This window comes from Pseudomonas sp. SBB6, from assembly GCF_024213215.1.
Taxonomy (GTDB): Bacteria; Pseudomonadota; Gammaproteobacteria; order Pseudomonadales; family Pseudomonadaceae; genus Aquipseudomonas; species Aquipseudomonas donghuensis.
In genome coordinates this window covers 295220-313178 of sequence record NZ_JANAVH010000002.1, presented here as the reverse complement: position 1 = coordinate 313178, position 17959 = coordinate 295220, and the positions used below count along the sequence as shown (strand labels likewise).

Sequence of the window (17959 nt, the reverse complement as noted above, 5' to 3'; positions counted from 1 at the left end):
TTGTCTCCGGTGAGTCCATTCAGGATGGCAGCATTGTATCGAGTCGTGCCGCTGGTGCCTTGGGCAATTCGCGTTTGTGCCGGGTCTTGTCGTAGGCGTTGATGATGATGGCTGCGACCGCGTCATCGACGTTTTCACCCTGCAGGAAGGCATCGATTTGCGCGTAGCTGACGCCATGCACCTGCTCGTCGGCCAGGCCCGGGCGCAGTTCTTCGAGGTCGGCGGTCGGCACCTTGTGCACCAGGTGTTCAGGTGCACCCAGCGCGGCGGCGATGGCCCGCACCTGGCCCTTGCACAACCCGCTCAGCGGCGCCAGGTCGCAGGCACCGTCGCCGAATTTGGTGAAAAACCCCATCACTGCTTCGGCGCCATGGTCGGTGCCGATCACCAGGCCATTGCGGGCATTGGCCAGGGTGTACTGGGCCAGCATGCGCAGGCGCGCCTTGACGTTGCCGAGGACGAAATCCCGTTGCCCGTCAGCAAGCGTGGCCAGTTGCGGCAGTTGCCCGGCAAGGCCGTTGACGCCGTCTGCGATGTTGACTGTAACGCACTCATCGGCGCCGACGAAGGCCAGTGCGGCCTGGGCATCGGGTTCGTCATGCTGGGTGTTGTGGGGCAGGCGCATGGCGATGAAGCGATAGCCGCCGTCGGCCTGTTCGGCGCGCAATTGCTCGACCGCCAGCTGCGCCAGGCGCCCGGCGGTTGACGAGTCGACGCCGCCACTGATGCCCAGCACCAACACCTTCAAGCGCGCATCGAGCAGGGTCTGCTTGATGAAATCGATGCGCTGGCGGATCTCATTCTGTACTGCCGCGTCATCTGCGAAGGGCGCCACCACGCCCAGGGCCTTGGCAATCTCGATCTGACGACTGTTCATGTGCTTCTCCTTTACTGGCCTTCAACCTTGAACACGTGCTTGAGGTAGCTGACGAAGTTTTCGTCGCGGCATTGGGTCTTGCCCGGGCTGTCGGAGATCTTCGCCACCGGCGCGCCGTTGCAGGCGGTCATCTTGATCACGATGTTCATGGGTTCAACACCCGGGATATCGCAGGTCAGGTTGGTGCCGATGCCGAAGCTGACGTTGATCCGTGGGCTGAGCTCGCGGTACAGGTGCAGGGTCTTGGCGAAGTTCAGGCCATCGGAGAACACCAGGGTCTTGCTCTTGGGGTCGATGCCGAGTTTTTCGTAATGGGCGATGGCCTTGTTGGCCCACAGCAGCGGATCACCAGAGTCGTGGCGCAGGCCGTCGAACAGCTTGGCGAAGTACAGGTCGCAGTCCTTGAGGAAGGCATCCATGCCGATGCAGTCGGTCAGGGCGATACCCAGCAGGCCGCGGTATTCCTTGACCCAGCACTCCAGTGCAGCGACCTGGCTGTCGATCAGCCGCGGGCCCAGTTGCTGGTGGGCCATGAACCACTCGTGGGCCATGGTGCCGATCGGCTTGATGTCCAGTTCGCGCGCCAGGTGCACGTTGCTGGTGCCGACAAAACGCCCCGGGAAGTCCTGCTTGAGGGTATGCACCACGTGCTCCTGGACCCGGTAGGAGAAGCGCCGGCGGGTGCCGAAATCGGCCAGCTGCAGGCCGGCCAGTTCCGCTGGCGAAGCTTCGGCCTTGAGCCAGTCGAGCTTCTGGTACAGGCGCTCACCGACTTGCTCCATCACCACTTCGCGGTAGCGGTAGCGGTTGCGCACTTCCGAGACGATCGCCAGTAGCGGGATCTCGTAGAGGATCACGTGCAGCCAGGGCCCGCGCAGGCGGATCGCCAGTTGCCCGGCGTCATCGACGCCAACGTGCACGTAGCGCAGGTTGAAGCGGAACAGGCTGAGGAAGCGGATGAAGTCCGGCTTGATGAAAGGAATGCGCCCCAGGTACGCCAGTTGATCCTGAGTGATCGAGACCTCGGCCAGCTGTTCGATCTGGTAGCGGATCTCGGCCAGGTACGGGGTCAGGTCTTCACTGTTGCGGCAGCGAAATTCCCATTCCACCTCGGCGTTGGGGTAGTTGTGCAGCACCGCCTGCATCATGGTGATCTTGTAGAAGTCGGTGTCCAGCAGGTTCTGGATGATGCTTGGGCCGAAGACGCTCTCGCTCATGTTCATGCTCCCTTGAATGCGTTCAGTTGCTGGTCGAGGCTGGCGAGGTCGGCGCAGGCGATGATGCCCTGGCCGGTCATTTCGGCCAGGGCCGCTGCGCCACCCTGGGCGGAAATCGCCCGGCATGCCGGTTGGTAGAGAAACACCTGAAACCCTGCGGCCTGCAGTTGCAGGGCGGTGTTCTTGACGCAGAAATCCAGAGCCAGGCCGCCGACGATCACCGCTTGCACGCCTTGCACCTTGAGGTACTCGATGACCCCGGTGGAGCGGCGGTTGGCCAGGTCGTGGTAGCAGGCGCCGTAGGGGTGCAGGTCGGGTTCGATGCCTTTCCACACGAAGAAGTCGTAGTCGATCGGCGCGGGCAGGCCGGCCAGCAGTTCAAAACCCGGGGTGCCCGGCACGCAGTGGCTGACCCAGGTCAGGTCGGCGTTGGCCATGCCCAGAGGCTTGAGCATCTCGGCGTGGCTGCCCACCACCCAGGCGGCTTTCGGCGTGTGGGCATCCTTGCTGCCGATGCGCAGGCTGGCGCGCTCGGCCATGGCATTGAGTGCCGGGGCGATCTCGGCGCCGCCGGGTACAGGCAACTCATCGGGGGCGTTGTCGGTGAAGCCGTTCTGGGCGTCGACATCGAAGCTGGCGATTTTCATGGGGTGGCTCCTGCACTGGGTGTGGACACATAATTCACTAGGTGTAATATGTGTGTCAACTTCTTTTTCTTTTTCAGAAGCAGCCACGGTGGATATAGTATGCATAGTGAAATATATGAGTCGGGTCAGGCGCGGTTTCGCCTGGCGGTCTACGGTGGCGCTTTCGATCCGCCGCACCCCGGTCACTTGAGCGTGATGACCCGGGCGCTTGAGTGGGCCGATCAGGTCGTCGTGGTGCCCAGTTACCGGCATGCCCATGGCAAGCGCATGGTCGACTTCGACCTGCGTTGCCGTTGGTTGCAGCGGCTGATTGCGCGGCTGGGTAGCGAGCGGGTCAGTTGCTCGGCCGTGGAGCGCGAACTGGGCGGCGAGGGCGGGGCGGTGTACAGCTATGACCTGCTGTGTGCGTTGAGTGAACGCTGCGGTATTGCCCGGGCTGACATCGCCCTGGTCGTCGGCGAGGACAACCAGGCCAATGTTGCTGGCTTCTATCGAGGCCGGGAACTGCTGGCAGACTTCGGCCTGTTGGTGGCCGAGGAGCAACTGGGCGTGCACAGTTCGGCGATTCGCGCCGGCCTGCGCAATGGCCAGGCGCTGCCGGCAGCCTGGTGCCTGCCCGACATCGTTGCAGAGTTTGAGGTGTATAGGAGTCCACAGTGAGTGCTGCAGAAGTACTGGCCAGCGTCGACATCGTCGCGTTGCGCCTGAACCCCGAGAGCAAGCAGCTGGAAGTGCTGTTGTACCGGCGTGAGCGTGCGCCCCACGAAGGTGAATGGGCGCTGCCGGGAGTGATCGTCAACGGCCGCACCCCGGACAACACCCTGGCGGCGGCGGCTGACCGGGCGATGAGCGAAAAAGCCCGGATCCTGCCGCGTCACCTGGAACAGGTGGGCACCGAAGGCAATGCCTTTCGCGACCCGCGTGGCTGGTCGATGAGCACCTACTACCTGGCCTTGCTTGGCCCGGACGTCGAGGCCGGGGCTGAGCAGCTGTGCTTTGTCGAGGTCGCCAGCGTCATCGGGCGCAAGCGGGTGCTGCCGTTCGATCATAACCTGCTGGTGCAACTGGCGTGCGAGCGCCTGGCGTCCAAGGCGGTTTATACCAACCTGCCGCTGTACCTGGCGCCAGAGCGCTTCACCGTGCTCGATGCCTTGAACGCGGTGCAGGCCTGCCTCGGTCACCCGGTCAACAACACCTCCCTGCGCAAGCGCCTGGAGCGCATGAAGGACGAGGGCTGGATTCGCGACACCGGCGACAAGAACTTCCCGAAAATGGGCCGGCCCCAGCAACTGTTCGAACACACGCCGAAAGCCGAGACGCCGTTCGTGTTTGACCGTAGTCTGTTGCCCGAGCGCTCGGGCACCTGAACCCCTACACAAAAAGGACTGCACATGCCGAACCTGGAGTGGCTTGCACAACACATGCACCACTGCGACACCTTCGCCGAACGGTTGTATCGGCAATTCAGCTACGAGTACGCCGATATCTCGCTCCAGGCGTGGCAGCGCGAGTTTGCCGAAGGGCAACGCAACGGCGACTGGCAATGCCTGATTGCTCTGGAGCACGGACGCTTGCTGGGCGGGGCAGCGCTGGCCCGCGATGACCTGCCCGCGCGGCCGGACCTTGGCCCCTGGCTGGCGTGCGTGCTGGTTGAGCCGCAGGCGCGCGGGCAGGGGCTGGCAGAAAAACTGATTGCAGGGATCTGCCAGCAAGCACGAGACAGCGGGGTTGCCACGCTGTACCTGCACACCCATGACCAGAGCGCGTACTACGCCAAGCGCGGCTGGACCGTGCGCGAGCGGTTCGAGGCCTGGGGCAAGGAGCAGTGGTTGATGTCGCGGGAGTTGCTCGGCCAGTAGGCCCTCGGGGTTGCCTTGCAACCCATCGCTGGCAAGGCCAGCTCCCACAGGTTTGCTGCTGTTCTCAGGAGAGGTGCAGGGCCTGTGGGAGCTGGCTTGCCGGCGATGAGGCCTTCAAGTCAGCAGGTAGTGGCCCTGAGAGTCTTTGAGCGGTTGTGCAATCTTCAGCACCTGCTCAACCGCCTTCAACTCCCGGCCTGCCAGTATCCGCCGGCCAAACGAGTAGAAAGCCCCGCCCGGGTCGACATGCGCCGAAAACAGCCCGACAACCTCATCGCCGGTCACGTCGAGTAGCAGCTCCATATGCGCTTCGAACGGTGTGCAGGCACTCAGGTAGGTCAGCCCCTCGACCACCGCGCTGGCACTCCAGCAGGCTTCCTCCAGGGCAATGATCTGCCCTTGCTCGCCAGCGACTTGCTGCAGTGCCCAGGCACCCTGATCGCGGGGCAGGGCCCGGAGCATCGGCAGTAGCCGCTGGCCGCCAAGGATGTCGAGTGCATAGGTGTCCTGTTCGCCCATCCTGCTGGCCACGTTCGCCTTCAGCAAGTAGCTCAGGGCAATTTCCGAAGGTTGTTCGCTCCAGCCATTGACGGCGGACACCGGAGGGCACCACAGCAGTTGCACGGTATCGCCAGCCTGCACCGTGTCGCGCCTGTCAAACCGCGCCCAGGCCTTTTCGCCGGCTTTCGGCACAATGGCCTGCAGGTCGATGGTCGCTGCGCTGTAGTCGATGCCGGGCACATTGCACCAGCCTAGGGGCCAACAGGTTTTCAGTGTTGCAGGCATGGGATGGGTGTTCTGGTTTGCCAGGGGTAGTGCTGATGCTAATGAGTGGTTAGCATTGATGTCCACCTCGCAAGGATCGCAGATGAACCTCCTCAAAAAGCTACTCGACTCATTTAAACGACCAGCGCCCCAGGAAGACCCGCCAAACGCGCAAGCCGAAGATGCCAACCAGGCCGCGAGGCTTGCCGGTGAAGCCTGCCTGGATCGTCACTGGAGCAGCGTCGGTAGCGTGGAACGGGATGTCCTGGCCTACCTCATCAGCCCGAGTTTTTCCGGCGGTCCGCACTGGCCCTCGACCCGTCAGGCCTATCGGGTAGTGCGCCGTGGCGACTCCATTATCCTGGCGACCGAAGGCTTGTCCGACCCCTTCGATGATGCCGAAGGGCAGGGCAATGGTTTCGAGATGGAGTTGTTCGTCGAGACGCCGGACATCCCGGAACATGCCCGTGGACCTTTGGGCGAAGTCGACCCGTTCAAGCGCAGTTGGGCATTCGAGTTGATCGAGAACATCGCCAAAACCGTGGCCGATGCCGGCGGCATCACCCAGCAGTTGGCAAGGTACGGTGCGTTGTCTCTGGAGCTGCCCGGCTTCAGCCAGTCGCACCACATCAGCGGTCAGCTCCCCGAGCATTTCGTGACCGAGGACGACTGCATCGGTGTGCTGCTGGGCGGCCCGGCGCCGGATTTCCCGACCCGTCTGGAGGGCATGCCGCTGTCGCCGGTGACCCTGGTGCCGGTGGTGCTGATCACCGCGGCCGAGCTTGAATACATCCGCGCAGGTGGCGGCGAGGCCCGTGGCGATCTGGTCAGCCGCTTGCAGGCGGCCGGTGTGGGGCATGTCAGCAGCCTGCAGCGCGCCAGCGTGGTGTGAGCTGGGACTAAAGACTTACGGTCGCTTCTACCCAAAAACTGCGGGTGAACTGGCCCTTTGTGGGAGCCGGCTTTGCCGGCGATGGGCCGCACCTGCGGCCCCAAAACCAGGCGCTGATCAATCTGATGCGTTGATCCATGGGGGACTCTTGGTTCCAGGGCATGATCGGATACCTCCTGATCATGCGTATTAGCCTGTAAACCATGTCCCCGGTTTTAAATGTAAACGATGTCCCCGGTTTGTACCCCCGCAATGGGGTCGTACAGCCAACACACCAGGCATTGCCTGAGATACGACCGCTACGCGCTCGATCGCTGGCAAGTCCAGCTCCCACAGGATTTGCGCCGTTCTCAGGGTTGAGGCATTACCTGTGGAAGCGGCTGTGTGACCCGTGATGAGTCCACACATTAAGCACCCTGGCGGCGCATGGTCAGGATCGCCGCACCAAAGAAGATAAACGTCGAGCCCACCACCCGGCTGACCCACCTGGAAAACTCAGGCCGGGTCAGTACGCCTTTGGCCCGCGAGGCCAGGGCGGCATACAGGCTCAAGGAGGTCAGCGACAAGGCCATGAAAATCGCGGTGAGGATCAGGAACTGCGGCAGCAGCGCCGCGCTCTGGTCGATGAATTGCGGGAACAGGGCGGTAAAGAACATCGTTGCCTTGGGGTTGGTGGCGGCGGTGAGGAAGGCCGACTTGTATAGCTTCAAGCGCGATGGCTTGACCGCTGCCTGGTCCGCTGCAACGTCGCTCGCCAGCATCGGGCTCTTTTTCATCAGCTGCTTGGCACCGAGATAGAACAGGTAGCCGGCGCCGAGAATTTTCACTGCGTTGAACAGCCACTCGGAGCTGGCGAGCAGCGCACCGAGGCCGAGCATGGCCGCCGCCGACAGGCAGAACAGCCCGCTGGCATTGCCCAGCGAGGACCACACCGCATAACGCGGCCCATAGGCCAGGCTGTTGTTGATCGCCATCAAGGTGGCGGGGCCGGGGCTGGCGATGGCAATTGCGGCAACCAGGGTGAAGGCGAGAAGTGCGTGAAGATCCATTTTCAGGCTCTGGAGGGTTGGACAGGCGGTGAATGTAACAGGATCAGCCACCGCTCTGCTCGGCAAACCACTGCATCACCACCGCGCACGCCGGATGCCCGGCCCCTGCGGCCTGCAGGCACAACGAGTAGACACCGCCGGTTTTCAGCGGCTGGCCGAACGGCACGATCAACACGCCGCGATCAATCGACTCTGCCGCCAGCGTCAGGTCGGTCATCGCCACCCCCAGGCCCCGCGCCGCCGCATCCAGCGCCAGTTCGTCGAGGTTGAACGGTATATGCCGGTAATCCGCCAGCGCCTTGCCACCCCGCGCCGCCAGCCACTGGCTCCAGGTCTGCTTATCGGTAGAGCCATGCAGCAGGGCGAAGCGCACCAGGTCGGCCTCCGAACCCAGCCCGAGGCCGGGCGTACACACCGGCACCAGGGTTTCCTCGAACAGCGTCGAGCACGCCGAGTCACTGGACGGCGCGGGCAGGTAGAGAATGTACGCATCACTGTCACTGGCCGGTTCCACCACCTCTGTGGCCACGGTCTCGATCGACAGCGAGACATCCGGGTGCAAGCGGTAGAACTCGCTGAGCCTGGGTAGCAACCAGCGCACCGCCAGCGACACGTGCATGCGGATGCGGAACGGGCGCTGTTGCGGCGACAGGCGCTCTTCAAGGGTTTTCAGTTGTTCGAGAATGCTCCGCGCACTGGCCAGCACCTGTTCGCCCTCGGCGGTGAGCTGCAGGCTGCGGCTGCTGCGCACGAACATCGCTACGCCAAAATGGCTCTCCAGCAACTGGATCTTGCGGCTCACTGCGCTCTGGGTCAGGCACAGCGTGTGCGCGGCCTGGGTGAAGCTGCCAGCGTCGGCAACTTCAACCAGTGCCTGCAGGGCTTGCAGCGACGGCAGGTGGCGAACTTTATCCATGCGTTTTTCGAATGCCCCGATGAATTTATAACGTTGGTTGAATCAGCAAAGACCTTTTAGATTCTGGCCATGGCAACCGCCACCAGCATAAAACGTCCATGCGCTGTGTGCATACAGGTCGAGAGGTGATGCATGAAAAACCAATGTGGCTGGATTGCCCTGGCGGGCAGTTCACCGGTACGCGCTCGCCTGAGCGGCGGGCAAAAAGCCGACTGGCTGGTGATCGGCGCCGGCATCACCGGGCTCAGTGCCGCCCATACCCTGGCTGACATGCACCCGCAGGCGCGGATTGTCGTGGTCGATCGCCAGCACGCTGCGCAAGGCGCGTCGGCGCGCAACTCTGGTTTTGTCGTCGCTCATGAACACCCGACGGACAGCGAACTGCTCGGCCATGCAGGCTTTGCCGACTACGAAACCGACACGGCCATTGGCCAAGTCGCCAGCAACGAAGTGCGTCAGCGCATCGTGCGCCACAACATCGATTGCGAGTTTCGCGACGATGGCTACTTTTTCGCGGTCAACGACCCGCACAAGCTCAGCCATGTCGAAGCCAAGCTGGCGACCTTGCGTGCCGTCGGCGCCGAGGCGCGGTTCCTCCAAGGTGAGGCGCTCAAGCACAAGCTCGGCACCGGCCATTACCAGGCGGCGATCTGGTGCGGCAACGGTAATGCCTTGCTGCAACCGGCCAAGTACGTGCAAGGCTTGCTCGATGCGCTGCCGGCCAGGGTCACGCTGTATGAAAACACCGATATCAACCGCCTTGAGCGCCTCGGCCAGGGCCGGATTCGCGCCAACGCTGCCGATGGCAGCATCGAAGCCAAGCAGGTACTGGTGTGCCTGAACGCTTTTATCCCGCGTGCCGGCATCGACCACAGCGGCACCTTCGCCATGGAACTGAGCGCCAGCCTCACCCGGCCGATGACCGACGCCGAGTTCCGCGCCATCGGCAACGTCGAGCCCTGGGGCGTGCTCTCGACCCGGCCGCTGGGCGCCACGGTACGGCTGACCCCGGACCGCCGGGTGATGATCCGCAACACCGCCGAATACCGCGCGCGCGACCTCAGCCCGAGGGAACTGCAGCAGCGCCAGCAGCACCATCTGCGCGGCTTGCAGCGGCGCTTCCCATGGTTCAGCGCCCAAGACATCCAGTTCACCTGGACCGGCCACCTCAGCGCCTCGCGCTCCGGCCAGCCGTATTTCGCCAAGGTCGAGGAGGGCGTGTTCGCGGTGGCCGGCTGCAACGGCTCCGGTGTTGCCCGCGGCACCCTGTGGGGGCGCTTGCTGGCAGAACTGGCCAGCGGTGAGCGCTCGCCGCTGCTGACCTCGGTCATGGCCCGGGCGCAACCCGGCTGGCTGCCGCCCAAGCCGCTGCTCGACATCGGTGCCATGCTGCGTATGCGCGTGGAGGCGCTGCGAGCCAGGACTGAAATCTAACCCCACCTAGCCCAACAAAAACAAAGCTCCCCTAAAGGTGATTGATCATGCCATTCAAAGCGTTGCCCCTGGTTGCCTTGCTCGCCACGTTTGCCGCTGCCGCGCAGGCGGTGGAAGAAGTGAACATTTCCAACTGGAACGGCTACATCGCCGACGACACCTTGCCCAGTTTTACCAAGGCGACTGGCATCAAGGCCACCTACGACATCCACGACAGCAACGAAGTGCTCGAATCCAAGTTGATGACCGGCAGCACCGGTTATGACGTGGTCAGCCCGTCCAACCATTTCATGTCGCGGCTGATCAAGGCCGGGGCGATCCAGCCGCTGGACAAAAGCCGCTTACCCAACTGGAAGAACCTCGACCCTGTGCTGATGAAGAAGCTCGAAGTCAACGACCCGGGCAACCAATACGGCTTTCCCTACATGTGGGGCACCGCCGGCATCGGCTACAACGTCGAGAAGATCAAGGCGATCTTCGGTAGCACCGATGTCACCCGTTCCTGGAAACTGTTCTTTGACGAACAGAACATCAAGAAGCTCAGCCAGTGCGGCGTGGCAATCATCGACAACCCGACGCAGATCCTGCCGATCACCCTCAACTACCTGGGCCTGGCGCACCACAGCCATAACCCGGCGGACTACAAGCAGGCCGAACAGGCCTTGCTGAAGATTCGTCCTTATGTGCAGTACTTCCATGCCTCCAAGTACATCAGCGACTTGGCCAACGGCAACATCTGCGCGGTGATCGGTTTCAACGGTGATGTGGTCCAGGCCGCCGCCAGCGCCAGGGAAGCCAACAACGGCATCGACATCGCCTACTCGATCCCGGAGGAGGGCTCGACCCTGTGGATGGACATGCTGGTCATCCCCAAGAGCGCGCCCCACGAACACAGCGCCTACGCCTACCTCGACTACCTGCTCACGCCTGAAGTGATCGCCAACATCAGCAACAGCATCCACTATGCCAACCCCAACAGCGCCGCAGATCAATTCCTCAAGCCTGCGGTCAAGGAAGATGCAGCGATCTACCCACCCAAGAGCGTGATGGAAAAACTCTTCACCGTCGAAGACCTGCCACCGGCCATCGCCCGCCTGAGCACGCGGCTGTGGACCAAGCTCAAGTCCAATACCTGAAACCAGGGCGCTACCGCGCGCGGACTAATTTGTCGGGCCGGTCGCTCGTTCTCTAGAACGCCAGCGTACGCCACGCGCGTGACGGGCCCAATCAATCCAGGAGACAGGCAATGACATCCGTATTCGACCGCGACGACATCGTGTTCCAGGTAGTGGTCAACCACGAAGAGCAGTATTCCATCTGGCCCGACTACAAGGCGATCCCGGCGGGCTGGCGTAGCGTCGGCAAGAGCGGCCTGAAGCAGGAGTGCCTGGCATACATCGACGAAGTCTGGACCGACATGCGCCCGCTGAGCCTGCGCCAGAAGATGGCCGAAACCGCTGCGGCGCAGTAAGGGGCACCTGTGTCTGCATTGACCCTGTTGTGCCTGCCGTACTCGGGTGCCAGTGCCATGGTTTACAGCCGCTGGCGGCGCAAGCTGCCGGCCTGGCTGAACCTGCGCCCGGTGGAGCTGCCCGGGCGTGGCGCGCGCCTGGGCGAGGCGCTGTTGACCGACATGCAGGTGCTGGCGCGTCAGCTTGCCCATGAGCAGCGCCTGGCCGCCAGCCAGCCCTATGCCTTGCTCGGGCACAGCCTGGGGGCCTTGCTGGCCTTCGAGCTGGCCCACGAACTGCAGGCCCTGGGCTGCCCGCCACCGGTGGCACTGTTTGCCTGCGGCACGGCTGCGCCAACCCGCCGCGGAGATTACGACGGTGGCAACTGGCGCGAGCCCAAAAGCGATGAGGTACTGATCGACGAGCTGCGCACGCTGCAGGGTACGCCGGAAGAGGTGCTGGCCAACCAGGAGCTGATGAGCCTGACCCTGCCGGTGCTGCGTGCCGATTTCATGCTGTGCGGGCGTTATGTGTATCGCCAGCGTGGGCCCTTGCGTTGCCCAGTGCATGTGTTGGGCGGGGAGGCCGACAAGGCCAGCGAAGCGCAATTGCTGGCCTGGCGCGAGGAAACGCTCGGCGACTTCTCGCTGGACATTTTCCCTGGCGGCCACTTCTTCATCCATGAGCATGAAGAGCGGGTGCTCGGCGTGCTCAGCGCCGCCCTGGAACCTCATCGCCTGTCGGCTTGAACGTTGACGCAGCGATGGCGAATGGGCGAGCCTTGGGGTTTAGCCAGAGCACAGGTGCACGCGATGTTGATCAAGCCGAACCAGGCCAGCCTGCTGGTCATCGATGTTCAGGAAAAACTCATTGGCGCGGTGAGCGACCCGGCCGGCACCCTGGCGCGCACCCGCTGGTTGTTGGCGGCGACCGCTACCCTGGGCCTGCCGACGGTAATTTCCGAGCAGTATCCCAAGGGGCTGGGGCCGACCGTGGCGCAGCTCAAGGAGGCCTCGCCGGCGGCTCAGGTGGTCGAGAAGCTGCACTTCTCCTGCGTCGCTGCCCAGTGCCTGCCGGCATCGCTGCTGGCCCGCGAGCAGGTGATCGTCTGCGGCATGGAAACCCATATCTGCGTGCTGCAAACCGTGCTCGACCTGCTGGAGCTGGGCAAGCAGGTGTTCGTGGTCGAGGACGCCTGTGATTGTCGCGGCGCCCACAACCGCGACGCCGGCATTGCCCGCATGCGTGCCGCCGGGGCGCAGATCGTCACCCGCGAGATGGTGGTGTTCGAACTGATGGGCAGCTCGGCCCATGAGCAGTTCCGTCATATCAGCAAGACCTACATGGTGGGCGAGCAGCCGTAAGCGTCAAACTGAGACGCTGGCCAGTGGTGTTGTGCGCGGCGCTGCATTAAAGTGCGCGCCACTTCATTGCTTACAGGATGTTCAGATGAAACCGCGTGCACTGCTGACTATCGGCTCGACCCTGACCCTGGCCTGCCTGCCGTTGTTCGCCCAGGCCCAGGCCACTGTCGCCCAGGTCTTCAACGGTGAAATGCTCGGCACCAACCTCAAGTACTTCGAGTCGGTCGCAGGCATCGCCCGCACCAGCTTAGGCGACAAGCACACCTACAAGGTGCAGGGCTGCGAGATCACTGCCGACGCTACCGGCGGCAGCATCAACGACCTGCGCCTGGAGCTGTCGCCGACCTGCAAGGCCGACCTCAGCTCGTTCATCGGCACCTTCGCCCCGCCCGCCAACCAGCCGCTGACCTTTGCCGCGCTGCATGCGTCCACCGGTGGCCCGCTGGAGTTCTACGCCGACTGTCTGGAAATGTGTGGCAACGCCGCCGACCCGTCGGTGTATGCCCTGTGGGAAGGGCCGCGTGCGGTCGGCTTCACCCAGGTCCTGGCCGAAGTCATGCTCACCGACGACGCGGCTATCGCTGCCTCGAACAAATGGGCGGACGAGATGAAGAAGCACAAGGGCGAAGACTTTGTCATGGAAACCCAATACAACTGCGAACGCAGTTTCGACCCGGTCGCCTTGCAGAGCTTCAAACCGGTGGCGATCACCGCGGTGACCATCGGCACGCAACTGAGCAAACCAGGCTGCTGATTGCAGTCGTGCCCGAGCGCCGCTACTGTGCAGCTGTTGCCAGATGTGGCGGGAGAGCCCATGCAAGTACCCGGTTGGCTGGTGGTTATCAGCGTGCTGTTAACGGTTCAGGGCTGCGTCACCCAGCGTGAAGCGCCTGAGCAGGCTCCGGCCAAGGTGCGCGCACAGATCGTGCGCCTGCTGCCGGCCAGCACCAAGGACCGTGAAGGCTGGGCGCGGGATATCCAGAGCGCCTTTGCCGCGCAGAAGATCAGCGCCAGCAAGAGCAACCTGTGCGCGGTGCTGGCGGTTACCGAACAGGAGTCGACCTTCCAGGCCGACCCGAAAGTGCCGGGCCTGGGCCGTATCGCTCGGCAAGAGATCGACCGCCGCGCGGCCAGCCTGCACATCCCCAAACTGCTGATCGACGCCACCCTGAAAACCCGCTCGCCGACCGGCAAAACCTACGGCCAGCGCCTGGATGCGGTGCGCAGCGAAAAAGAACTCAGCGACCTGTTTGATCAATTGATCGGCGCCTTGCTCATGGGCAAGACCCTGCTCGGTGGTTTGAACCCGGTGCGTACCGGTGGGCCGATGCAGGTGAGCATCGACTTTGCCGAACAGCATGCCCAGGGCTATCCCTACACCTATGGCGGGACCATCCGCCAGGAAGTCTTCAGCCGCCGTGGCGGCCTGTATTTTGGCATCGCTCACCTGCTCGGTTACCCCACCCACTATGATCGCCCGCTCTATCGTTTTGGCGACTTCAATGCCGGTTGGTACGCCAGTCGCAACGCGGCATTCCAGAGTGCCTTGAGCCGGGCCACGGGCGTGCAGCTGGCGCTGGACGGCGACCTGATCGCGCCGGGGGCGATCATGCCGGGTACCACCGAGCAGGCAGCAAGGCGCCTGGGGGTGAAGCTGGATTTGCGCAACGTCAGCATCCGCGACCAGCTGGAGAAGGGCGACAGCCTGGCGTTCGAAGACACCCGCTTGTACAAGGGTGTCTATGCCCTGGCCGACGGCACGGCGGGCAAGGCCGTGCCGCGGGCGCAGCTACCGGGCATTGAACTGAAGAGCCCGAAGATTACCCGCAAACTGACCACGGCCTGGTTTGCCAAGCGGGTGGATGAGCGCTATCAGCGCTGCATGAAACGTTGAGTTGGTGGTGGCCCTATCGCGGGTCTTGCATTGACCCTGATAACGCCGCAATACCTGTGGGAGTTGGCTTTGCCGACGATGGGCTGCAAAGCAGCCCCAAAATAGCCAAGGTCAGCTGCTACCCGCCAGCAACGCCCCCACCACCTGCTCGACACTGGCCTTCAGCCCCACCAGCGAATCTTGCGCATCGGTCTCCACCACCAGCAGTTTGGCCCCGGACGCGGCGATCACCTCGGCCACTTCCTTGCTCGGCTGCTTGTGATGCAGCACCAGCGCCACGTCCTGGCCCTTGAGTTCATCGCCCAGACGCTTGAGCGCCGCCGCATCCCACTGGTCATCGGCCACCTGCGGGTGATCGATCAGGTCCAGGTTCAAACCGCTGACCAGGTAATCCAGGCGATCCGAGAGGTTGACCACGCTGAGGTTATCCGCTTCGGCCAGCCGCGCTTCGCTGCCGGCGCTGAGCTCCAGCAGTTGGCGCTTGAGGGCAGCCAGGTTGCTCTGGATTTTCGGCTGGTCCGCCGGGCTCAAGCGCCCCAGGTCGTTGGCCAGTACATCGGCCATGCGCCCAAGGTTGCTCGGGTTGAGCCAGGGGTAGCCGGCAAAGGCATTGTTGCCCTGCACGGCGATGCCCGGCAGGGCGCCATCCACCGGGCGCGCGGCGTCGATTTCGACGATGCGGATATTGCTGCGCCGGGCCACCGGGTACAGCGGGTCGTCGCTCCAGATCGAGCGCAGGCCGATCACCGCATCGGCGCCGCCGGCCGCTTTTTGCAGGCTGGCGCCACCACGGCCGCTGAAGTACGACGGCTGGCGCGAGGCCGGAATATTCGCTGGCGCTGCCCGGTGCAGTTTCACCGAGGTGCCGTCGAGCAGGGCGCTGGCCAGGCTGTGGGTCACCGGCAGCGACGCCAGGACGGTAACCCCGGCCGCTGCTTGCTTGGCCGCTGCCGGGGCGCTCTGGGCCAGGCTCAGGGTGGGCAGGCCGGCGAGCGCCAGGGCCAGGCACAGGTGCTGGAGTTTGAAGGTCATGCCGGGTTTCCTTGCAGGCGTGGAACAAGGCCGCGGGCGAGGGCGGCGAGGGCGAAGCAGCAGCCGGCGACGAGGATGATCGCCGCACCCGAAGGCACCGGCAGGTCGAAGACGATCGGCAGCAGAATGCCCACCAGGGTGCTCAGGGTGGCGATCAGCACCGAGGCCCAGAAAAAGCCCTTGAGCGACTGGCTGATCAGGCGCGCCGCGGCTGCCGGAATCACCAGCAGGGCACCGACCAGGATCGCGCCGATGACTTTCACTGCTGCCACGGTGACCAGGGTCACCAGTACCACGAACAGGTAGTCCAGGCGCTTCACCGCGACGCCGCGTACCGCTGCCAGTTGCGGGTTGAAGCTGGCCAGCATGATGCGGTTGTACAACGGCAAGGCCAGGGCCAGCACCAGGCTGGCGACGATGCCGAGCACCAGCAGGTCCTGGCCACTGACGGTCAGCACCGAGCCGAACAGCACGTTCTCGAGGATGTGCACGTTGATCTTGCCGGCCAGCATCAGCAGCAGGCTGGCGCCCAAGGCCAGCGATACCGAGAGGAACACGCCGATCAACGTGTCGGGCGACAGCCCGGTGCGGTTGCGCAAAAAGTTCAGCAGGATGCCGAACAACAGGCAGTAGCCGAACAGGCTGCCATAGGGGCCGGTGTAGGGCTCGCCAAGCAAAATGCCGATGGCTACACCGGTCAGCGCTGCATGGCCGACGGCTTCGGAGAAGAAGGCAAAGCGCTTGACCACCACCAGGGTGCCGAGGCCGCCGAGCACCGGGCCGATCATCAGGCCGGCGAGCAGGGCATTGACCACAAAGCCATAGGCCAGGGCTTCTGGCAGGTAACCGGCGGTAGCCCAGCCCTGGATCAGCAGGCGAAATTCTTCGTAGTTCATCAGGCGGTGCTCTCGCTGCGCGGGTGAATGGAGAACAGGCTGAGCAGGCGCTCCGGGGTCAGCGCCTGGGTTGGCGGCGCGTCGAACAGCACCCGGCGGCTCAGGCCCGTGACACGGTCGGCCAGGCGCGCCACGGCTTGCAGGTCATGCTCGATCCACAGCACCGTGGTGCCGGCGGCGCGCCAGTCGTGCAGCAGGCGTTCGAACACCTGGATGCCGGCTTCGTCCAGCGCCGACATCGGCTCATCGAGCACCAGCAATTGCGGCGCCGGGATCAGCCCCTGGGCCAGCAGTACACGCTGGCGCTCGCCACCGGAGAGGGCGCCCATGCGCCGCTTGCGCTTGTCGAGCATGCCGACCCGCTGCAGCGCGGCATCGATGGCCGGCGCCACCTTGCGTGACAGGCCAAGAAACGCCGGGTGACGCTGGCACATGGCGGCCATGAAGTCATCGACGGTCATCGGCAGGCCACGGTCGAACTCCAGGGCCTGGGGCACGTAGCCGATGATCTGCTCGTCGCCGGGCCAGGTCAGGGTCAACTGGCCCTGGTGCGGCATCTGCCCGAGCAGGGTCTTGATCAGCGAGCTCTTGCCACCGCCGTTGGGGCCGACCAGCGCATGCACGCTGCCGGCGGCGACGTTGAAGCTGACCTTGTCGAGGATCCGCGTGCGGCCCAGGGTCAGGTCGACCTCGGCAAAGGCGATGTCCGGCCCGCAGGCGCGGTTGAGCAGCGGCTGGGCCACGGTCATGCCTGGGACTCCTTGATCGCCCGCACCACGGTGTCGAGGTTGCGCTTCATCTCGACCTCGTACTTCTCCTTGCTGTAGTCGCCGTAGGAGATGTGCGTCAGTGGGTAGATCTTCACCCCCGATTCGCGCTGGATGGTTTCGACATAGGCCGAGGGGAAGTCCATCTCCGAGAAGATCACCTTCACGTCCAGGGCCTTGAGCTGGTCGATGGTCTTTTTCAGCTGGCTGGGGCTGGGTTCGATGCCGTGGGCCGGCTCCACCACTGCGGTGACTTCCAGGCCGAACTCGCGCACCAGGTAGTCGTAGGCGGCGTGGATGGTCGCCACGCGAAACTCCGCGCCCGGCGCTTCGGTGACCTGGGCCAGGGCTTCGGCACGCAGCTTGCGCAGGCGCTTGGCATAGGCGCGGGCGTTCTGGCTGTAGTACTTGGCATTGTCCGGGTCGAGCTTGCCCAGCTCGCGGGCGATGTTGTTGACCTGGGCGATGCTGGCGCTGATCGACAGGAAGGTGTGCGGGTTGACCACCTTGCCGGCGCCGCGCGCGGCCACGCCGGTAGCGGCCAGCAGCGGCACGTTGCTGTTGGATTCGATGGTGGTGATGGTGGGCTTTTCGCTGGCGGCGATCATCCGGTCGGCAAAATCATCATGGCCAACGCCGTTGAGCACGATCACGTCCAGGGTGCCGATGCGCTTGATGTCCTCGGCGCGCGGCTCGTAGGCGTGGGGGTTGAAACCGGCCGGAATCAGCGGCACCACCTCGGCCTTGTCTCCGACGATGTTGCTCACGTAGCTGTAGTACGGGTGCAGAGTGATGCCGATGCGCAGCGGCTTGCCGGTATCGGCCAGGGCCAGGGCGGGCAGGGCGCAGGCGAGGAACACACTGAGAAGGCGACGGGCGAGGGGGGCGCGAAACATGGG

General features: G+C 64.0%; 21 protein-coding genes. 11 read left to right on the top strand and 10 right to left on the bottom strand.

The genetic code is table 11. The annotated features are described in order from the left end of the window. Positions 1–19: 19 nt before the first annotated feature. From nadE to NLX68_RS04670, 3 genes are read right to left on the bottom strand one after another with little or no spacing between them, the layout of a single operon-like run. Positions 20–877: an ammonia-dependent NAD(+) synthetase gene (gene nadE, locus NLX68_RS04680; protein WP_254282974.1), complete on the bottom strand. Its 858-nt coding sequence runs from the start codon at positions 875–877 to the stop codon at positions 20–22. 11 nt (positions 878–888) lie between these two features. Next, positions 889–2094 (bottom strand): nicotinate phosphoribosyltransferase, encoded by a 1206-nt coding sequence (gene pncB, locus NLX68_RS04675; protein WP_254282972.1) that lies wholly within the window; start codon positions 2092–2094, stop codon positions 889–891. Positions 2095–2096: 2 nt separating this feature from the next. Continuing rightward, entirely contained in the window at positions 2097–2741 is a 645-nt protein-coding gene (locus NLX68_RS04670) for a nicotinamidase (RefSeq protein ID WP_254282970.1), read from the bottom strand. Between the two features lie 99 nt (positions 2742–2840). Here NLX68_RS04670 and NLX68_RS04665 point away from each other — a divergent pair, with 99 nt between their 5' ends. From NLX68_RS04665 to NLX68_RS04655, 3 genes are read left to right on the top strand one after another with little or no spacing between them, the layout of a single operon-like run. Next, positions 2841–3401, top strand: coding sequence for an adenylyltransferase/cytidyltransferase family protein (locus NLX68_RS04665; protein ID WP_254282963.1), 561 nt, complete (start codon positions 2841–2843; stop codon positions 3399–3401). Then, complete coding sequence (locus NLX68_RS04660; RefSeq protein WP_254282961.1) at positions 3398–4108, top strand: NUDIX hydrolase; 711 nt, start codon at positions 3398–3400, stop codon at positions 4106–4108. Before NLX68_RS04665 ends, NLX68_RS04660 begins: the two co-directional genes overlap by 4 nt. Positions 4109–4132: 24 nt before the next feature. Beyond that, entirely contained in the window at positions 4133–4600 is a 468-nt protein-coding gene (locus NLX68_RS04655; RefSeq protein ID WP_254282959.1) for a GNAT family N-acetyltransferase, read from the top strand. A 114-nt stretch (positions 4601–4714) separates the two neighbouring features. On the opposite strand, the gene NLX68_RS04650 is transcribed toward NLX68_RS04655, so the two are convergent. Continuing rightward, positions 4715–5341 carry a hypothetical protein gene (locus NLX68_RS04650; protein ID WP_254282957.1) on the bottom strand — a complete coding sequence of 209 codons (627 nt, stop codon included), beginning with the start codon at positions 5339–5341 and terminating at the stop codon, positions 4715–4717. Between the two features lie 127 nt (positions 5342–5468). Between NLX68_RS04650 and NLX68_RS04645 the strand changes: the two genes are divergently transcribed. Then, positions 5469–6257, top strand: coding sequence for a suppressor of fused domain protein (locus tag NLX68_RS04645; RefSeq protein ID WP_254282955.1), 789 nt, complete (start codon positions 5469–5471; stop codon positions 6255–6257). Between the two features lie 407 nt (positions 6258–6664). On the opposite strand, the gene NLX68_RS04640 is transcribed toward NLX68_RS04645, so the two are convergent. After that, the gene (locus NLX68_RS04640) at positions 6665–7306 is read right to left on the bottom strand and encodes a LysE family translocator (RefSeq protein ID WP_254282953.1); all 642 of its coding nucleotides are present in this window, start codon (positions 7304–7306) and stop codon (positions 6665–6667) included. A gap of 43 nt (positions 7307–7349) precedes the next feature. Then, positions 7350–8222 carry a LysR substrate-binding domain-containing protein gene (locus tag NLX68_RS04635; protein WP_254282952.1) on the bottom strand — a complete coding sequence of 291 codons (873 nt, stop codon included), beginning with the start codon at positions 8220–8222 and terminating at the stop codon, positions 7350–7352. Positions 8223–8354: 132 nt separating this feature from the next. Here NLX68_RS04635 and NLX68_RS04630 point away from each other — a divergent pair, with 132 nt between their 5' ends. The 7 genes from NLX68_RS04630 to NLX68_RS04600 all read left to right on the top strand — a co-directional run bounded on the left by NLX68_RS04630 (position 8355) and on the right by NLX68_RS04600 (position 14365). Continuing rightward, complete coding sequence (locus tag NLX68_RS04630) at positions 8355–9656, top strand: FAD-binding oxidoreductase (protein WP_254282951.1); 1302 nt, start codon at positions 8355–8357, stop codon at positions 9654–9656. 47 nt (positions 9657–9703) lie between these two features. Beyond that, positions 9704–10792 carry a polyamine ABC transporter substrate-binding protein gene (locus NLX68_RS04625; RefSeq protein ID WP_254282950.1) on the top strand — a complete coding sequence of 363 codons (1089 nt, stop codon included), beginning with the start codon at positions 9704–9706 and terminating at the stop codon, positions 10790–10792. A 110-nt stretch (positions 10793–10902) separates the two neighbouring features. Beyond that, positions 10903–11127, top strand: coding sequence for an MbtH family protein (locus NLX68_RS04620; protein ID WP_010222487.1), 225 nt, complete (start codon positions 10903–10905; stop codon positions 11125–11127). Positions 11128–11136: 9 nt separating this feature from the next. Beyond that, entirely contained in the window at positions 11137–11856 is a 720-nt protein-coding gene (locus tag NLX68_RS04615) for an alpha/beta fold hydrolase (RefSeq protein ID WP_254282949.1), read from the top strand. Between the two features lie 63 nt (positions 11857–11919). Continuing rightward, positions 11920–12471 carry a hydrolase gene (locus tag NLX68_RS04610; protein ID WP_254282948.1) on the top strand — a complete coding sequence of 184 codons (552 nt, stop codon included), beginning with the start codon at positions 11920–11922 and terminating at the stop codon, positions 12469–12471. 85 nt (positions 12472–12556) lie between these two features. Beyond that, positions 12557–13225, top strand: a complete 669-nt coding sequence (locus NLX68_RS04605) for a hypothetical protein (RefSeq protein ID WP_254282947.1) — start codon at positions 12557–12559, stop codon at positions 13223–13225. Positions 13226–13285: 60 nt separating this feature from the next. Continuing rightward, the gene (locus NLX68_RS04600; protein ID WP_254282938.1) at positions 13286–14365 is read left to right on the top strand and encodes a DUF1615 domain-containing protein; all 1080 of its coding nucleotides are present in this window, start codon (positions 13286–13288) and stop codon (positions 14363–14365) included. Between the two features lie 111 nt (positions 14366–14476). Here NLX68_RS04600 and NLX68_RS04595 read toward each other — a convergent pair whose 3' ends face one another. Genes NLX68_RS04595 through NLX68_RS04580 form a run of 4 tightly spaced genes read right to left on the bottom strand, consistent with a single transcriptional unit; the run spans position 14477 to position 17956 of the window. Continuing rightward, a complete protein-coding gene (locus tag NLX68_RS04595) occupies positions 14477–15397 on the bottom strand; it encodes a metal ABC transporter solute-binding protein, Zn/Mn family (RefSeq protein ID WP_254282935.1) in 921 nt (306 codons plus the stop codon). Next, positions 15394–16293, bottom strand: coding sequence for a metal ABC transporter permease (locus NLX68_RS04590; protein WP_010222479.1), 900 nt, complete (start codon positions 16291–16293; stop codon positions 15394–15396). Before NLX68_RS04590 ends, NLX68_RS04595 begins: the two co-directional genes overlap by 4 nt. Then, on the bottom strand, positions 16293–17042 hold the full coding sequence (locus NLX68_RS04585) for a metal ABC transporter ATP-binding protein (RefSeq protein ID WP_254282933.1): 750 nt from the start codon (positions 17040–17042) through the stop codon (positions 16293–16295). Before NLX68_RS04585 ends, NLX68_RS04590 begins: the two co-directional genes overlap by 1 nt. Further along, positions 17039–17956, bottom strand: coding sequence for a metal ABC transporter substrate-binding protein (locus NLX68_RS04580; protein ID WP_254282931.1), 918 nt, complete (start codon positions 17954–17956; stop codon positions 17039–17041). Before NLX68_RS04580 ends, NLX68_RS04585 begins: the two co-directional genes overlap by 4 nt. Between the last annotated feature and the right edge of the window lie 3 nt (positions 17957–17959).

What these genes read in the sequence shown, in the direction of transcription:
- nadE (WP_254282974.1), bottom strand. Translation starts at nt 877, where the DNA reads ATGAACAGTCGTCAGATCGAGATTGCCAAGGCCCTGGGCGTGGTGGCG.
- pncB (WP_254282972.1), bottom strand. Translation starts at nt 2,094, where the DNA reads ATGAGCGAGAGCGTCTTCGGCCCAAGCATCATCCAGAACCTGCTGGAC.
- NLX68_RS04670 (WP_254282970.1), bottom strand. Translation starts at nt 2,741, where the DNA reads ATGAAAATCGCCAGCTTCGATGTCGACGCCCAGAACGGCTTCACCGAC.
- NLX68_RS04665 (WP_254282963.1), top strand. Translation starts at nt 2,841, where the DNA reads ATGCATAGTGAAATATATGAGTCGGGTCAGGCGCGGTTTCGCCTGGCG.
- NLX68_RS04655 (WP_254282959.1), top strand. Translation starts at nt 4,133, where the DNA reads ATGCCGAACCTGGAGTGGCTTGCACAACACATGCACCACTGCGACACC.
- NLX68_RS04645 (WP_254282955.1), top strand. Translation starts at nt 5,469, where the DNA reads ATGAACCTCCTCAAAAAGCTACTCGACTCATTTAAACGACCAGCGCCC.
- NLX68_RS04640 (WP_254282953.1), bottom strand. Translation starts at nt 7,306, where the DNA reads ATGGATCTTCACGCACTTCTCGCCTTCACCCTGGTTGCCGCAATTGCC.
- NLX68_RS04635 (WP_254282952.1), bottom strand. Translation starts at nt 8,222, where the DNA reads ATGGATAAAGTTCGCCACCTGCCGTCGCTGCAAGCCCTGCAGGCACTG.
- NLX68_RS04630 (WP_254282951.1), top strand. Translation starts at nt 8,355, where the DNA reads ATGAAAAACCAATGTGGCTGGATTGCCCTGGCGGGCAGTTCACCGGTA.
- NLX68_RS04625 (WP_254282950.1), top strand. Translation starts at nt 9,704, where the DNA reads ATGCCATTCAAAGCGTTGCCCCTGGTTGCCTTGCTCGCCACGTTTGCC.
- NLX68_RS04620 (WP_010222487.1), top strand. Translation starts at nt 10,903, where the DNA reads ATGACATCCGTATTCGACCGCGACGACATCGTGTTCCAGGTAGTGGTC.
- NLX68_RS04610 (WP_254282948.1), top strand. Translation starts at nt 11,920, where the DNA reads ATGTTGATCAAGCCGAACCAGGCCAGCCTGCTGGTCATCGATGTTCAG.
- NLX68_RS04605 (WP_254282947.1), top strand. Translation starts at nt 12,557, where the DNA reads ATGAAACCGCGTGCACTGCTGACTATCGGCTCGACCCTGACCCTGGCC.
- NLX68_RS04600 (WP_254282938.1), top strand. Translation starts at nt 13,286, where the DNA reads ATGCAAGTACCCGGTTGGCTGGTGGTTATCAGCGTGCTGTTAACGGTT.
- NLX68_RS04595 (WP_254282935.1), bottom strand. Translation starts at nt 15,397, where the DNA reads ATGACCTTCAAACTCCAGCACCTGTGCCTGGCCCTGGCGCTCGCCGGC.
- NLX68_RS04590 (WP_010222479.1), bottom strand. Translation starts at nt 16,293, where the DNA reads ATGAACTACGAAGAATTTCGCCTGCTGATCCAGGGCTGGGCTACCGCC.
- NLX68_RS04585 (WP_254282933.1), bottom strand. Translation starts at nt 17,042, where the DNA reads ATGACCGTGGCCCAGCCGCTGCTCAACCGCGCCTGCGGGCCGGACATC.
- NLX68_RS04580 (WP_254282931.1), bottom strand. Translation starts at nt 17,956, where the DNA reads ATGTTTCGCGCCCCCCTCGCCCGTCGCCTTCTCAGTGTGTTCCTCGCC.